At 59.4% G+C, this 14,916-nt stretch carries 15 protein-coding genes and 1 tRNA gene; 10 read left to right on the plus strand and 6 right to left on the minus strand.

Annotated features, from left to right (window positions below):
• Positions 1 to 23: 23 nt before the first annotated feature.
• The 4 genes from ACM6IT_RS20300 to ACM6IT_RS20315 all read left to right on the plus strand — a co-directional run bounded on the left by ACM6IT_RS20300 (position 24) and on the right by ACM6IT_RS20315 (position 4,802).
• Positions 24 to 932: a LysR family transcriptional regulator gene (locus ACM6IT_RS20300; protein ID WP_056722260.1), complete on the plus strand. Its 909-nt coding sequence runs from the start codon at positions 24 to 26 to the stop codon at positions 930 to 932.
• 236 nt (positions 933 to 1,168) lie between these two features.
• The gene (locus ACM6IT_RS20305) at positions 1,169 to 2,362 is read left to right on the plus strand and encodes a CaiB/BaiF CoA transferase family protein (RefSeq protein ID WP_056720737.1); all 1,194 of its coding nucleotides are present in this window, start codon (positions 1,169 to 1,171) and stop codon (positions 2,360 to 2,362) included.
• Positions 2,359 to 3,285, plus strand: coding sequence for a hydroxymethylglutaryl-CoA lyase (locus ACM6IT_RS20310; RefSeq protein ID WP_409079381.1), 927 nt, complete (start codon positions 2,359 to 2,361; stop codon positions 3,283 to 3,285). The genes ACM6IT_RS20305 and ACM6IT_RS20310 overlap by 4 nt, the downstream gene beginning before the upstream one ends.
• Before the next feature lie 185 nt (positions 3,286 to 3,470).
• Positions 3,471 to 4,802, plus strand: coding sequence for an MFS transporter (locus tag ACM6IT_RS20315; protein ID WP_414918565.1), 1,332 nt, complete (start codon positions 3,471 to 3,473; stop codon positions 4,800 to 4,802).
• Positions 4,803 to 4,880: 78 nt separating this feature from the next.
• Here ACM6IT_RS20315 and ACM6IT_RS20320 read toward each other — a convergent pair whose 3' ends face one another.
• Positions 4,881 to 5,369 (minus strand): DMT family transporter, encoded by a 489-nt coding sequence (locus ACM6IT_RS20320; RefSeq protein ID WP_414918566.1) that lies wholly within the window; start codon positions 5,367 to 5,369, stop codon positions 4,881 to 4,883.
• A 77-nt stretch (positions 5,370 to 5,446) separates the two neighbouring features.
• Here ACM6IT_RS20320 and ACM6IT_RS20325 point away from each other — a divergent pair, with 77 nt between their 5' ends.
• The 5 genes from ACM6IT_RS20325 (at position 5,447) to ACM6IT_RS20345 (ending at position 9,359) form a co-directional block, all read left to right on the plus strand.
• A complete protein-coding gene (locus ACM6IT_RS20325; protein WP_414918567.1) occupies positions 5,447 to 6,382 on the plus strand; it encodes a LysR family transcriptional regulator in 936 nt (311 codons plus the stop codon).
• A gap of 59 nt (positions 6,383 to 6,441) precedes the next feature.
• Complete coding sequence (locus tag ACM6IT_RS20330; protein ID WP_056720727.1) at positions 6,442 to 7,080, plus strand: LysE family translocator; 639 nt, start codon at positions 6,442 to 6,444, stop codon at positions 7,078 to 7,080.
• 79 nt (positions 7,081 to 7,159) lie between these two features.
• Positions 7,160 to 8,506 (plus strand): bifunctional diguanylate cyclase/phosphodiesterase, encoded by a 1,347-nt coding sequence (locus ACM6IT_RS20335; RefSeq protein ID WP_223541824.1) that lies wholly within the window; start codon positions 7,160 to 7,162, stop codon positions 8,504 to 8,506.
• Positions 8,507 to 8,624: 118 nt separating this feature from the next.
• Complete coding sequence (locus ACM6IT_RS20340) at positions 8,625 to 8,783, plus strand: KGG domain-containing protein (RefSeq protein ID WP_082562877.1); 159 nt, start codon at positions 8,625 to 8,627, stop codon at positions 8,781 to 8,783.
• A gap of 72 nt (positions 8,784 to 8,855) precedes the next feature.
• The gene (locus ACM6IT_RS20345) at positions 8,856 to 9,359 is read left to right on the plus strand and encodes a DUF4142 domain-containing protein (protein ID WP_056720724.1); all 504 of its coding nucleotides are present in this window, start codon (positions 8,856 to 8,858) and stop codon (positions 9,357 to 9,359) included.
• Positions 9,360 to 9,414: 55 nt separating this feature from the next.
• Here the strand turns inward: ACM6IT_RS20345 and ACM6IT_RS20350 are convergent, their stop codons facing one another.
• Positions 9,415 to 9,825: a low affinity iron permease family protein gene (locus tag ACM6IT_RS20350; protein ID WP_056720722.1), complete on the minus strand. Its 411-nt coding sequence runs from the start codon at positions 9,823 to 9,825 to the stop codon at positions 9,415 to 9,417.
• A 155-nt stretch (positions 9,826 to 9,980) separates the two neighbouring features.
• Between ACM6IT_RS20350 and tam the strand changes: the two genes are divergently transcribed.
• Positions 9,981 to 10,751 (plus strand): trans-aconitate 2-methyltransferase, encoded by a 771-nt coding sequence (gene tam / locus ACM6IT_RS20355; RefSeq protein ID WP_056720718.1) that lies wholly within the window; start codon positions 9,981 to 9,983, stop codon positions 10,749 to 10,751.
• Between the two features lie 391 nt (positions 10,752 to 11,142).
• On the opposite strand, the gene ACM6IT_RS20360 is transcribed toward tam, so the two are convergent.
• The 4 genes from ACM6IT_RS20360 to ACM6IT_RS20375 form a co-directional block, all read right to left on the minus strand.
• Positions 11,143 to 11,412 (minus strand): hypothetical protein, encoded by a 270-nt coding sequence (locus ACM6IT_RS20360; protein WP_007997797.1) that lies wholly within the window; start codon positions 11,410 to 11,412, stop codon positions 11,143 to 11,145.
• 462 nt (positions 11,413 to 11,874) lie between these two features.
• Complete coding sequence (locus ACM6IT_RS20365) at positions 11,875 to 13,419, minus strand: Fic family protein (RefSeq protein ID WP_414913813.1); 1,545 nt, start codon at positions 13,417 to 13,419, stop codon at positions 11,875 to 11,877.
• Positions 13,420 to 13,750: 331 nt separating this feature from the next.
• Positions 13,751 to 13,824, minus strand: a tRNA-Gly gene (locus tag ACM6IT_RS20370).
• Between the two features lie 179 nt (positions 13,825 to 14,003).
• On the minus strand, positions 14,004 to 14,888 hold the full coding sequence (locus tag ACM6IT_RS20375; protein ID WP_056720712.1) for an alpha/beta fold hydrolase: 885 nt from the start codon (positions 14,886 to 14,888) through the stop codon (positions 14,004 to 14,006).
• Positions 14,889 to 14,916 lie beyond the last annotated feature (28 nt).

Genomic DNA, 14,916 nt, shown 5'->3' on the forward strand with positions numbered 1-14,916 from the left:
TGAGCCGACTCGCCGAGTACCCGATGCTGCAAAAAAGCCTGATCCGCCGTCTCGACCTGATCACCCTGCAACTGTTCGTCGCCGTGCATGAAGAGGGTACGCTGACCCGCGCCGCCTCGCGCGAAGCGATTGCAGTCTCGGCGGCGAGCAAACGCTTGATGGAACTGGAGGAGGCGCTGGGCATCAGCCTGTTCGTGCGCCAGGCCAAGGGCATGTCCCTGACGCCGGCCGGTGAAACCCTGCTGCACCATGCCCGGCAGATGTTGTTTAACGTCGAGAAAATGGGGCTTGAGCTGGGGGAGCACAGCCACGGTGTGCGCGGCTATGTGCGGATGCTCGCCAACCTGTCGGCGATCATTCAGTTTTTGCCCGAGGACCTGCGGGATTTTTCCGAACGTCACCCACAGGTCAAGACCGATCTCGAAGAGCGCCCCAGCTCCGGGGTGATTCAGGGGGTGCTCGACGGGGTGGCCGACTTCGGGATCTGTTCCATCGACAGTGACATCAAGGGCCTGCACAGCGTGCTGTATCGCCAGGACAAGCTGGTGGTGTTGATGCCGCCGTACCATTCATTGGCGGGCCGGTCGAGCGTGGCGTTCGCCGATACGCTGAGCAGTGATTACGTTGGCTTGCATGCCGCCAGTTCGATCAACATGCGCACCCACGCGGCGGCGCGCGAGGCCGGCAAGGTGCTGCGGGTTCGTATTCATGTGCCGGGGTTCGATGCGATGTGCCGGATGATCCAGGCCAACATGGGGATCGGCATTTTGCCGCACAGGGCTTATGAATTGTTTGGCCGGGCACTGGGTTTGCACGCGGTGCCGTTGACGGATGAATGGTCCGATCGGGCCTTGATCCTGGTGGTGCGCGATGAGGCGTTACTGTCGCCGGTGAGCAGGATGTTGTTTGAGCATTTGCGGGGGCCAGCCTGATAGTTCTTCGCTGACTAGGCCGGCCTCTTCGCGAGCAAGCCCGCTCCCAGACTGGATCTGTGTAGCGCTGAAAATCCCTGTGGGAGCGGGTTTGCCCGCGAAGGCGGCCCTGAGGTCGCGACAATCTCCCCGAGCGTTCGCATTTCGCGAACGCTCGTTGCCAACTGAAGGTTGGATTCCCGAGTCCCCTGTCCTCTAGCCTTGGCGCATATTCCAAGAACAAGAGGTACCCCGCGATGACTGCCCCCTTGAGTGCGATCAAAGTGATCGAGATCGGCACGCTGATCGCCGCGCCGTTTGCGGCGCGCATGCTGGCCGAGTTCGGCGCCGAGGTGATCAAGATCGAAGCCATGGGCCAGGGCGATCCCCTGCGCAAATGGCGCAAGCTGCATGAAGGCACCTCGCTGTGGTGGTACCTGCAATCGCGCAACAAGAAGTCCCTGGCGCTGAACCTCAAATCCCCCGAAGGCATCGAACTGGTCAAGCAACTGGCGACCAGCGCCGATGTGCTGATCGAAAACCTGCGTCCTGGCGCCCTGGAGAAACTCGGCCTGGGTTGGGACGTGTTGCACGCGCTCAATCCCAACCTCACACTGGTGCGGATCTCCGGTTACGGCCAGACCGGCCCGTACCGCGATCGTCCCGGTTTCGGTGCCATAGGCGAAGCCATGGGCGGGATTCGCTACACCACCGGTACCCCCGGTTCGCCGCCAGCGCGGGTCGGCGTGAGCCTTGGCGATTCCCTGGCGTCGCTGCACGCGGTGATCGGTGCGCTGATGTCGCTGCTAAGGGTCAAGACCGGGCAGGGCGGCGGGCAGATCGTCGATGTGTCCCTGGCCGAAAGCGTGTTCAACGTCATGGAAAGCCTGGTGCCGGAATACGACATGCTGGGCCATGTGCGCGAACGCAGCGGCGGCGCCTTGCCGGGCATCGCGCCCTCCAACACCTACCTGACGGCCGACGGCGCCTACGTGGTGATTGCCGGCAACAGCGATCCGATCTACAAGCGCCTGATGCAAACCATCGGCCGCCCCGATCTGGCCGATGCGCCGGAATTCGCCCACAACGACGGGCGTGCAGCCAAGAGCAATCTGCTCGACGCCGCCATTACCCACTGGACCAGCAGCCTGCCCATCGACGAGGTGCTGACCGCCCTTGAAGCCGCCGAGGTCCCGGCCGGCCGCATCTACTCGGTGGCCGACATCGTCGCCGATCCGCACTATCAGGCGCGGGACATGCTGCTCAATGCCGAGCTGCCCGGTGGCGCCACGGTGAAGATGCCGGGCATCGTGCCGAAACTCTCCGAAACCCCCGGCGGCGTGAATTGGTCCGGTCCCGGTTTGGGTCAGCACACCGACGGCATCCTCGCGCAATTGGGCCTGACCGCGATGGACATCGAACGCCTGAAAGTCGAAGGAGTGGTGCAATGATCAGCGATTATTCCGACAGCCTGATCGTGCAGGAAGTGTCCCCGCGCGACGGATTGCAAATCGAGCCGACCTGGGTTGAAACCGACGACAAGATTGCCCTGATCGATCAACTGTCGCAGGCCGGATTCAGCCGCATCGAAGCCGGTTCGTTCGTGTCGCCCAAGGCCATTGCGGCGCTGCGCGATGGCGAACTGGTGTTCAAGGGCATCGCCCGGCAACCAGGGGTGATCTACGTCGCGTTGATCCCCAACCTGAAGGGCGCGCAACGGGCGCTGGCGTGCCGTGCCGATGAGCTGAACCTGGTGATGTCCGCCAGCCAGACCCACAACCTGGCGAACATGCGCATGCGCTGTGAAGATTCGTTGGCCGCGTTCGGCGAGATTGTGCAATTCGTTGGCGACAGTCCTGTGCGACTCAACGCCAGCATCGCCACCACCTTCGGCTGCCCGTTCGAGGGCAAGATCGATGAGGACCGCGTACTGCAAATCGTCGAGGCCTATCAGGAACTCGGCATCCAGGGCATCACCCTGGCCGACACCACCGGCATGGCCAATCCGCGTCAGGTCGAGCGCTTGGTGCGGCGAGTGTTGCAGCGTGTATCGCCAGTGGACCTGACCCTGCATTTTCACAATACCCGCGGCCTTGGGCTGTGCAACGTGCTGGCTGCCTATGAGGCCGGTGCCCGACGCTTCGACGCGGCTCTCGGTGGCCTAGGCGGCTGCCCGTTTGCGCCGGGGGCATCGGGAAACATCTGCACCGAGGATCTGGTGAACCTGTGCGATGAAGTCGGTATTCATACCGGCATTGATTTGCCGCTGCTGCTGAAACTGTCCCGGGGACTGCCGGCACTGCTCGGTCATGACGTACCCGGTCAACTGGCCAAGGCCGGGCGCAATTGCGATTTGCACCCGATCCCCACCTGACACCGCAGAGCCCCTGTGGGAGCGAGCTTGCTCGCGATGACTGAGTCACAGTCAACATCAATGTTGGCTGACCCGACGCAATCGCGAGCAAGCTCGCTCCCACAGTAAAAGCACTACCGCTGAGATACTCAACCAGACAACAAAAACAATCGGACACCCACGGGAAGTCCGCCTGGAGAACTGCAATGAGCCTTAAAACACTGGAGGCCGGCGCAAACCCGGCCGTTAGCCACGACGAAGAAAAAGCCCTGGTCAGCAAAGTCGCCTGGCGCCTGATGCCGCTGATCATGGTCTGCTACCTGTTCGCCTTTTTCGACCGCATCAACATCAGCTTCGCCAAGTTTCAACTGCAGGCCGACCTGAGTCTGAGCGACACCGCTTACGGCCTCGGTGCCGGGTTGTTTGTGGTCGGTTATGTAATTTTCGAAGTGCCCAGCAACATGATGCTGTACAAGGTCGGCGCCCGGCGCTGGATCGCCCGGATCATGATGTCCTGGGGCCTGGCCACGGCGCTGATGGTGTTCGTCAACAGCGAATGGCAGTTCTACGTGCTGCGCTTCGTGATCGGCGCGATGGAGGCCGGTTTTGCCCCGGGCGTGCTGTATTACCTGACGTTGTGGTTCCCGCAGCACTATCGCGGGCGCATCACCTCGATGCTGTTCCTGGCGTCGGCGTTCGCCGGCCTGGTGGGCGCGCCGTTCTCGGGCCTGGTGCTGCAACACCTCGACGGCGTGCTGCAAATGCGTGGCTGGCACTGGTTGTTCCTGCTCGGTGGCGTGCCGTGTATCGGCCTCGGTTTGCTGGTGCTGACCCTGCTCAAGGATCGCATCGAAGATGCCCATTGGCTGACTTCATCGGAGAAGACCCTGCTGGCCAGCCGCATCGCCCGGCATGAGCCGCACAAGAGCGGTGGATCGCTGCTCGCAGCGCTGCGGATTCCGGGTTTCCTGACCTTGGGCCTGATCTATTTCCTGATTCAGGTGGCGTCCTACGGCTTGAATTTCTGGGCGCCGCAACTGATCCGCAGCGCCGGTACCGAGAGCCCGGTGATGATCGGCTTGCTGACGGCCATCCCATACATCTGTGGTGCCATCAGCATGGTGGTGATCGGACGCCTGTCCGATGCTACTGGCGAGCGACGCAAGTTTGTCGCCGGTCTGGTGGCGGTCGGTGCGATCGGGTTCTTCTGCGCGGGAATCTTCGCCAACCACACGACTTTCCTGATTGTCGCGCTGGGCCTGCTCGGTGCCGGGATCATCGCCTCCATCCCGAGCTTCTGGACCCTGCCGCCGAAACTGCTGGCCGGTGCCGGTGCGGGCGCTGCGGGCGGGATCGCGGTGATCAACACCCTGGGCCAGTTCGGCGGCATCGTCAGCCCGGTGATGGTCGGCCGGATCAAGGACCTGACCGGCAGCACCACACCGGCGCTGTATGTCATTGGTGTCTGTGCGTTGATCGCGGTGGCGCTGTTGCTGTGGGGGCTGCCGCAGAAGTTGCGCACACTCGACAAGTTTTAAAAGATCGCAGCCTTCGGCAGCGCCTGCTCGGACCACGCATCCCCGTAGGAACTGCCGGAGGCTGCGATCTTTTGATCTTCAAGAAGTCGCTGTCATCGCTTTTTGCGCCGAGTCACTGAACTGAATCAACACCACCCCGGCCATCAACAGCACCACCCCAACCACCTTTGGCAAAGTGACCTGTCGCTCCACCAACCCAAACCAGCCGTAGTGATCCAGCAACAGCGATGCCACGACTTGCCCCGCCAGCGCCAATGCCATGAACCCCGCGGCACCCAGCTTGGGCAGCAGTACCAATGCCAGGGAAATGAAGATCACCCCAAAAGCGCCACCGGCCCACATCCAGAGCGGAGCCTTGCTGATGAATGCCAGTGACGGCAATGGCAAGCGCATCGCAACGATGATCGGCAGCAGCACGATAACGCTCACCAACAGCGAAGCGAGCGTCGCCCACAACGGATGGCCCAACCCGCGTCCGAGGTTGACGTTGATCGCGCTCTGAAACGGCACCACCGCCCCGGCGATCATCGCCAGCCCTATCAGGCCGGCCCAATGCAACGTACTCATGATCGATCTCCAACAGGTTTTGCTGGACTCTAGGGTATTCGTCGCGCAGATTTAAATTCCGTTTTGTTATCCAGAACATGCAGCAAATGAATGATCTACGACGCATCGACCTCAATTTGCTGGTGATCCTCGACGCTTTGCTCAGCGAGCAGCACGTGACCCGGGCGGCCGAGCGTCTGCATTTGAGCCAGCCAGCAGTCAGCCATGCGCTGGCGCGCTTGCGTGACCTGCTCGGCGATCCGCTGCTGGTTCGCGCCGGTGCCGGCCTTGTACCGACTGCGCGAGCGCTGGAGCTGGTGGCACCGCTGGCCGAAGCCCTGGCCCAGGTGCAAGCGCTGCTGGCGCCGAACGCCTTCGATCCCGCGATCACCCGGCGGACCTTCCGCCTGGCGATGTCCGACTACGGCGCCGCCATTGTCTTGCCGGGACTGATCCGAACCTTGCGCCGCGAAGCGCCGTGCATCGACCTGCAAATCAGCCATGGCAGCCGCGAAAGCATGCTCGAAGGCGTGCTCAATGGTGACATTGATGTCGCCGCCGGGGTTTTCCCGGAAATGCCCAACGAATTGCGCAGCACCCCACTCTTCGAAGAGCACTACGCCTGCCTGGTGGACCGCAATAGCTTGCCCGCCGACGGTGGTCTCGACCTGCCCACCTATCTGGCTCGGCCCCATGTACTGCTGGAAATGCGCGGCAGCGGCACCCCGGAGATCGAACGCGCGCTGACCGCCTTGCGCGAACGCCGGCGTGTCGCCATCAGCCTGCCGCACTGGAACGTCGCCCCGCAGCTCATTAGCGGCACCGACCTGATCCTCACCGTCGCGTCGCGCGGCTTGCGCGATATTGGTGAGCCTTCATTGGTTGTCGTGCCGCCGCCGTTTCACATTCCGTCGTTCACCTTTGTGTTGGCGTGGCATAAACGGCGGGGTGGGGATCAGGCATTGAACTGGTTGAATGAGCGAGTCGTGCAGGGGGCCACCGCTGAAGAATTTCTGTCGCGATCAGGCAGCTGACAGTTGAAGACCTGATATAGACTGGTGGCCATTCACCATGCCGTTCATAAGGACTTTCCATGACCCCATCGTTGCTAATGGCCGTGCTTGCCTCGGGTTTTATCTACGGCATCACCCCGGGGCCGGGTGTGCTGGCAGTGTTCGGCATAGGCGCGGCCCATGGACGACGGGCCGGGGCGGGGTTTCTGTGCGGGCATTTGCTCGGCGATGTGGTGTGGTGCAGCACGGCGCTGATCGCGATTGTCGGTGCGCGGGAGATCGGCAGTACCGCGTTCGACGTGCTCGGAGTGCTCAGTGGCCTGTACCTGTTCTGGCTCGGCTGGCGTGCGGTGCGCGCCCGACGCAGCAGCGCGGATGCGCCACAGGGCCCGGCGCGACAGCCGTTCTGGCACGGCATTGTGTTTGGCTTGACCAACCCCAAGGCCTATCCGGTGGCGGTGGCAACGTTCACGGCATTGCTGTCGAGCCGCGCGGAACTGCTCAACTGGTCAATGCTGCCGGGGCTGATCGCACTGAGTTTCGTCGGCGGGTTGCTCGCCTACGCCATTCTCATTGGCGTTGTCGGTGCGCGGCGGGTGCGCAGCCTGTACCAGCGTCATGAATTGGCAATCACCCGGTTGTGCGGGGTGATGTTCATCGGTTTTGCCATCAACGCGTTGGTACATGCGTTGCCGGGGCTGATGCCGAACAAGGCTTGAACGAGATCACAAGGATGCAAGACTGACAGGGCAGGGATGATTGATGAGCGCTGTATTATCGGGACACCCACGCTGAACCATGGAAAACCGGAATTCCGCGCCGCTGGCGAGTTATATCGATCTGTTACTGGATGCCGTCTGTGCGGTGGATAAACAGGGCCGCTTCGTTTTTGTCAGCGCGGCGTGCGAGCGTATTTTCGGCTACAGCGCCGATGAGATGATCGGCGAGGCGATGATCGACATGGTGCACCCGGGCGACCGCCAGCGCACCCTCGACGCCGCCCGGGAAATCATGGACGGCGAGCCCAAGCTCAACTTTGAAAACCGCTACCTGCGCAAAGATGGCAGCGTGGTGCACATCCTCTGGTCGGCACGCTGGTCCGAGGACGATCAGTTGCGCATCGCGGTGGCACGCGACATCACCGAACGCAAGCAGGCCGAATCCCGGCAGGCAGCGTTGTATGCGATTTCCGAGGCTGCCCATGCGGCAGAGGATCTGCTGGCGTTGTTCAAACGCATTCACCTGATCATCGGCGAATGGTTGCCTGCACTGAATTTTTCCGTGGCGCTGTACGACGAACACTGCGCGCAGCTGAATTTCCCTTATCACGTCGATGACCACGAGCCTCAGCCCGAACAGCCCGGAACCATGACCGGGCGTCTGTGTGCCGAGGTAATCCGCACGGGGTTGCCGATCCTGTTGACCCCGGATCAGTACCCACCTCCCGCCGGCTTCGAAATGCTGCAGGACGAACAGAACGCACCCTGTTGGTTGGGTGTGCCGCTGAATTCGCAAAACGGCACCATCGGCGCGCTGATCGTCAAAAGCATTCCGGGCGGCGAGCGCTACACCGAGCAAGACAAGGAACTGCTGCAATACGTCTGCGCCCAGGTCGCGACCGCCATCGAGCGCAAGCAATTGCACGCCCGCCTGCAACACATGGCCCAGTACGACCAATTGACCCAGTTACCCAACCGCGAGCTGCTGCGCGACCGGCTCAAGGTATCAATGCAAGCGGCCCGGGAGGACGGCGGGCGCATGGCGCTGTTGTACGTCGACCTCGACCGCTTCAAGCAAGTCAACGACACCCATGGCCACGCGGTCGGCGACATGTTGCTGCAAGCGGTGGCCAACCGGCTCAAGGGCTGCGTGCGGGAAACCGACACCGTGGCCCGCATCGGCGGTGATGAATTCGTGGTGTTGTTGCACAGCATTCACGCGGCGGACGATACCGATATCGTGGTTGAAAAAGTCCGTCAGGTCCTGGCCCAGCCCCTGCGACTGGACGGGCATAGCCTGAACATCCAGCCAAGTATCGGCGTCGCCCGATACCCCGATCACGGCACCGAAGAGAAGCAATTGTTCCGGCATGCCGACGAGGCGATGTACTGCGCCAAACGCGAGCATCACCTGCGACTCGTCTGAAAACCCGGGCACCGTTCGTCGTGGCATCCACGTAATTTTCTAAACCTTTTGGAGCGCGCAAATTCAGATTCTATGCGGGCGCAAGCTCGCCGCGACTACTACCAAGAGGAAGAGAATCATGCCTAATTCAAGAAACTCGAACTCGGGGAACTTCGCCAACGATCGAACGAAGGCCTCTGAAGCCGGTCGCAAGGGAGGGAAAACCACTACCACGACCGTCGATAAAGACCCGACGAAACCCGACATGGGTCGCAAGGGCGGTCAGAAATCCCGCTAAGGGGTTCAGGTGGTTTTGATTGAGAGGCGGGGGCGAAAGCTCCCGCTTGAATTTGAAGAGGAGGGCGCGACCATGAACCGGATGGCCACCCGATTATGTAGTACCAGTCTTGCCACGTTACTGGGCCTGTTTGCCAGCGGCGTCTTTGCCCAGTCGACTGCCGAATTCATCGACGAGGCCTCGGCAAAAGGTATCGCCGATATTGAAGCAAGTCGCCTGGCGCACCAGAAGGCCGAGTCCAAAGAGGTCAAGGACTACACCATTATCGTCATCAACGACCGTACCACCGCGAACCAGCACCTGGCGAAAATCGCCAAACAACTGGATATACCGGTCGCCCCCCGGGAAGAGATTGTCGAAAAGGCCAAAGCCCTGATGCCACAGGTCATGGACGGGGCGACCTACGACGAGGCCTATACCGCCAGTCAGGTGAAGACCACCCAGGAAGCCATCGATCAGTTGCAGCAGGAGGCGCAGACCACCGACGTGCCGCAAATCAAGGCATTCGCCGAAGAAACCCTGCCTAAATTGCAAAATCATCTGCAAATGGCCAAGGCGCTGCAAGCCAAAAGTTGAGCGCAAGATTTGAACATGAACGGCGCGGGGCTTGAGTCACGCGCCGTTTTTCTGTTCAGCACTGATCCAGATGTGGCTTGGGATTATGCGTTGGGTTCAGGCCATCGAGGTCGAACACCTGGTTCTCGCCCATGGCGCGGTAATGCCTGCGCAGCGCCTCCAGTTGCTTGAGGTCCAACGCCTCAAGCCCGAGCATGGCCTTTTGCGCCTCCTTGTTCACCCGCAACAACTCGTCGACTTTCAAGTGCAGGATGTCGGTGTCGCGGTTCTGCGTGTTCTGGATCAGGAACACCATCAGGAACGTGATGATGGTGGTCGAGGTATTGATGATCAGCTGCCACGTATCGTTGAAATGAAAAATTGGCCCGCTCAGCCCCCACAGGAAAATCAGGAGCAACGCGCTCATGAACGTCTTGGGGCTACCGGCCCAGAGGGCGAGTTTCTGCGCGATTTTTGCGAATTTCATGACCGAGTTCCTTTTGAGGGGGGCGCCTGATTTTTCAGACAGTGGCGGCGGGATGAAAATTCGAAATGACCGAAAAGGTGATTTTCTGAAACATTTGGTGGCGCTCACCGCGGTATCGTAGCGTCCCGAGGACAACGCACCGACAGGAGAACGCAATGAGTTGGTCCGCCAAACAGTACGTCGCTTTTGAAGATGAACGCACCCGTCCCGCCCGTGACCTGCTGGCGGCCGTCCCCGCCGGAGACGTGCGCTCGGCCATCGATATCGGTTGCGGGCCCGGCAACTCCACCGAGTTGCTGGTGGAGCGCTTTGCCGATGCCAAGGTGCGTGGGCTGGACAGTTCCAGCGACATGATCGAAGCCGCTCGCAAGCGCTTGCCGCAAGTGCAGTTCGACATCGCCGACATCGACACCTGGAATGACAGTGGTCCCTTCGATGTGATTTTCGCCAACGCGGTGTTGCAGTGGGTGCCGGATCACGCGACTTTGCTACCGTCGCTGGTGAGCAAACTGGCGCCGGGTGGCAGCCTGGCCGTCCAGATGCCTGACAACCTGAATGAACACTCGCACCGCTTGATGCGCGAAGTCGCCGCTGATGGCCCATGGGTCGGCAAACTGGCAGGCGCCGCCGGGCAGAGGACCGAAATGGCCGATGCCAGTGGCTATTATTCGATATTGAAAGCCTGTTGCACCCGCGTCGATGTCTGGCGCACCACTTACCATCATCCGCTCGCAGGCGGCGCGTCTGGCGTGGTGGAGTGGTTCAAGGGCAGTGGCTTGCGGCCGTTTCTCGATCCGCTGGACGAGGCGGAACGGGCGCAGTATCTGAAGCAATATCAGGTTGCTATCGAGCGGGCGTATCCGGCCCTGGCCGATGGTTCGGTGCTGTTGCCGTTTCCGCGACTGTTTATCGTCGCGACCCGCTGATGCAAAACAGGGACAGTTGATGAGCGTCAACTGTCCCTTTTTACCGCTTGGAAAAATCACTGCGGCTTGTTCTTTTTTGAGCGTCGGGCACTCAAGTACTCAAAGGCAAACGAGGCAAAGCCGAACAACCCGATCAATGAAATGATCATGATTCCCAACTCTGAATTGTGCATGTTGATCTCGAGGCGAAGGATGAGCCGGGAGAATAAGGGAACTGTTGCCGGGCTCAACGCAGCTCTACGGCTTCTTTACTCGCTTGCGGTGATCTATACGCAAAAGATATGAGCGTCTGGGAGGCGACGAGTAATTGCAACCTGTGGTGAGGGAGCTTGCTCCCTCGCCACTATCGACCACGCTATCTCTTAACTGACCGCGTTTGGCCGATGTGACGTCAGGACGGTTCTGCGTCCATTCGGCGAGCGATCACATCCAGTACATCGCAACCGTCACGCAAGGGCACACAGCACAGCAACGCAAAGTCACTGAGTACAACCGAGTCAGAGGTCAGGTCGCCGCGCATCGCGAGGTTTTCAAGAAGCTGCGTCACGGCGCGAATTCTGTAGCTGGCGGTGCTGAGCAGGGAGTGCAGGGGTTGGGTGGTATTGACATACAGGGAGGGAAGGTCGTCGGCATTGCTGGTTAAAGCCATGAACTCTTTCATGAGTGATTCCTTGAATTGAGGTGAACTACCACTCAGTGTCGCCAAACAATGGGTGGCAGCTGTACGCAGGTTGGCGAACCGGGACAAGGCAAACCGGCAGACCCATAGGTCTCCCACGCACAGCCACCATAAACAGGTAGCCAAGTGCGTTCAGAAACGCTCCGAGATAGCTCGGAGGTTTCTATGCTTTGCCATCGAGTCGCCAAACCCGATACGCCATTTGGGCGCGATCGGACTATAGGTCTCATGGCAAAGGCACAGCAATGCGCAAGTGTACGGACAATTCCCAGTGTCGTGTAGGACGTTGCTTTTTCTGGCGTTGATCTCCGTTGGGCCTTTAAAAGTGGGCGCTTAACACTAGCGTTGACAGGCGCATCACCAAATCTCGCGCACAAAAAAACCGGTCACCCGGACCGGCTTTCTCCTGAGTTGCAGATGTAAGCTATCCAGTTCTACCGGAGATCACTCTTCACCGGCCCCCATCAATTGATCCTCAAACGCCGAACGCACTGCATCCACAACACGTTGCGCCATGCGCTCATCTTCAAGTATTGGGTACCCTTTTTTCAGCTTGCCGGAGACCTTCCAACCGTTTTCCTTGATCGAGCGGATGATGCGATTGGCATCCTGATCCGGCATTTCGATCACTTCTTTGAGTTGTTCCTGCGCTCGCTGAAAGATCACCAGTACTCTGGCCTCATCTGCCATCTCCGTACGAATCGTATGTTCGACAACGCGTGCGGTGTAGAGAACGTGCTCGGTCAGGTCTGGGTACCGCCAGGCAAAGCTTGCGTCTACGTATTCATCGAAGTTGAAATTGCTAAGCGTCCCGTCCTCGTAGGTCACCAGTTCGCCAAACCGATAGGCTGCCGCGTAACGGCGCATGAACGGTCGTGAGAATACTTCAAGCGTACGATCGTAGCCGGCCCTGAAATCGATAGAGCTGGTGATCGTGGCTGACACGGGCAGAATCACTCCGTCGGGCACTGCCTTATCCCGGATCAAGGTGTCATTGATTAGAAAGCGATGGATCCGGCCGTTGCCGTCACGCATGGGATGGATGTACACGAATCCGAATGCAAGTACTGCGGCGCGTGCCACTGACTCGGCACCACGCGTTGCGACCTCGAACTCGTTGAGGCCTTCCAGGAGGGGGCCAAGATCTTCAAAGTGCGGGGCAATGTAATGCACGATGTCTTCGCGCATTGTGGCTTGTCCCACGAAGACAGGGGAGCGTCGCAAGCCTAGTCCGATGGCATCGTGGCCCAGGATGCCGGCTTGCAGGGATCGAAGGGTGTCGTTGCTCAATGGGGCATCTATATGGCCGCAGTGCTGGGCAATGACATGCGCAAACCGCTGGATGCGATCGGCCTGGTCGGCTTCCTTTTCGATGAGAAAGCTCGCGCGCGATTCCTTGAACGTCAGCCAACTGGCCGTTCGCATCAGGATGTCGGAACCAAAGGCTTGATCCAACTCATCCAATGCCGCACGCAGTTCGAATTGCAAGGCCTCCCGCACTGGCTCGGTACGACGAACCAAGGGGCAGAAGTCGGGTGTCCCCGGCAGATTGTTATTGATTCGCCAGCGCCGCGTTCGCAACGACTCACGACGAGTCAGGTAATTTTGTGGTGAAAGTACATCAACATAGGCGCCATTGGTCACATCAGGCACCTCCAGACGTTCCCCTGTCAGCCATTCGTAGAGGAATCCTGTGCGACGGGCATACTGGCCAAAAGGCTCCCGTCGACACCAGTCTTCAACAGGCTGCGGGCCTATGGCCGCAAACAGGCGAGCAAAGAACTCGAGATGAATCTCTTCGTATTTGAGACCGAACTCGAAATGCCCTGCGAAATCGTCTGCAGGGCGGTAGCGTGGCGGATACCTGTTCTCCACGTTTCCGGCGCTTTCACGGCTGACACGTACGGTGCCAATCATCGACTGTACGCGCAGAGGCTGCGCCAATGCGATGTTGTAACGGTTCGCGAGGGTCTGGAAACCGACTTGCATTGACGAAATCCTTTACGGGGACAGGAAAAACGCTAACAGAACTTCAATATTGTGGCGAAACGATAATTTCGTAGGTGGAAAAATACTAATGCTGGATGAAATTTGATACTGAATTCGTATTTTTGGAGAAAAACGCTAATAGCTTTCAGAGTAGTCGCCACAGCCGCGAAAGAAAGAATGTACTCTCCGATAACCGGAAAGTGACCGACCAAGCTATCCACAAATCCGACGCCATCAAATTACGCCCACAAAAAAACCGGCCACTTGGGCCGGTTTTTTCTGTCTCTACATCCCCCGTCAAAAACACCCTGACGTGAGATCAAAATTCGATTGGAGCGGGTGAAGGGAATCGAACCCTCGTTATCAGCTTGGGAAGCTGGAGTAATGCCATTATACGACACCCGCTCAGAGCGGTGACTTTGTACCAGATACGGCCGCGAATTTGAAGTTTTTCTTTACGTGGAGCGGGTTTAACACGATATGACAAAAAGCCCGGACCCCATGACGGTCGATCGCGGGCAAACCTCGCGCCTGCAGAATACGTTTAACGCAGCAGGGCGGGGCTTGCTCGCGATGACGCTGTTTCAGATGGACAATGCATGGTGGTCCTGGACGTAGTGGTAACGCGGTCGGCTTTCATGCGGTGCCGGCTTCAGGAAGCCCATCAGTGCATTGCGGCTGTCCCGGCAAGCGGCTTTGTGTTCCATGTCGAGAAAGTGCCCGGTGGCCTGCAAGGTAGTGAAGGTGGCGTGTTGCACGTGATTGGCGAACAATCGGGCGCCATCGGCGGCGGTGTATTCGTCCCATTCGCCGTTCATGAATAACACCGGTACGTTGATTTTCTCCGCAGCTTTGAAAAAGCACTGGCGATCACTTTGCAGCAGGTCGTTGATGTGGAAGTGCATCTGCCCGTATTCATGCTCGGCCAGGGAACTGACGTGCCGATAATTGAAGCGTTTGAACAACGTTGGCAGGTGTTTGCCGATGGTGCTGTTCACCAGGTTGCCGACCCGGTCCCCGTCCCGGTTGCCGAGGTAATCCACGCCGCGCTCGAGGTAATCGAGCATATGCGAGTTGATTTCCGGGGAGAACGAGCTGATCACCGCTTTTTCAATGCGTCGCGGCTGTTGGGAAAGCGCGACCATGGTCGCGGCACCGCCCCAGGAAAACGACAGCACGTGTTCGGCGGCGAAGTGGTCGATCAGCTCAATAAGGATCTGCCCTTCGATTTCCTTGGTGAGCATTTTTTCATGCAGGTTGTGGGCTTTTGACCGGCCCGCGTAGGGCTGGTCGTAGCAGACGACGTTGAACTGCGGATGGAGGTTTTTCACGGTTTGTGCAAACGACGCAGTCGTGGCCATCGAGCCGTTGACCAAGATAATGGTCTTCTCTGCGGCGTCTGCGCGATAGAACTCCGTGTAAACCCGGTACTGACCCTGTATATCCAGCACAGCGATTTCTGGCCTCATGTCATAAGACTCCTGGCAAGCGGGTATG

It is taken from the genome of Pseudomonas sp. IT-P4 (assembly GCF_949767755.1).
Lineage (GTDB): Bacteria > Pseudomonadota > Gammaproteobacteria > Pseudomonadales > Pseudomonadaceae > Aquipseudomonas > Aquipseudomonas monachiensis.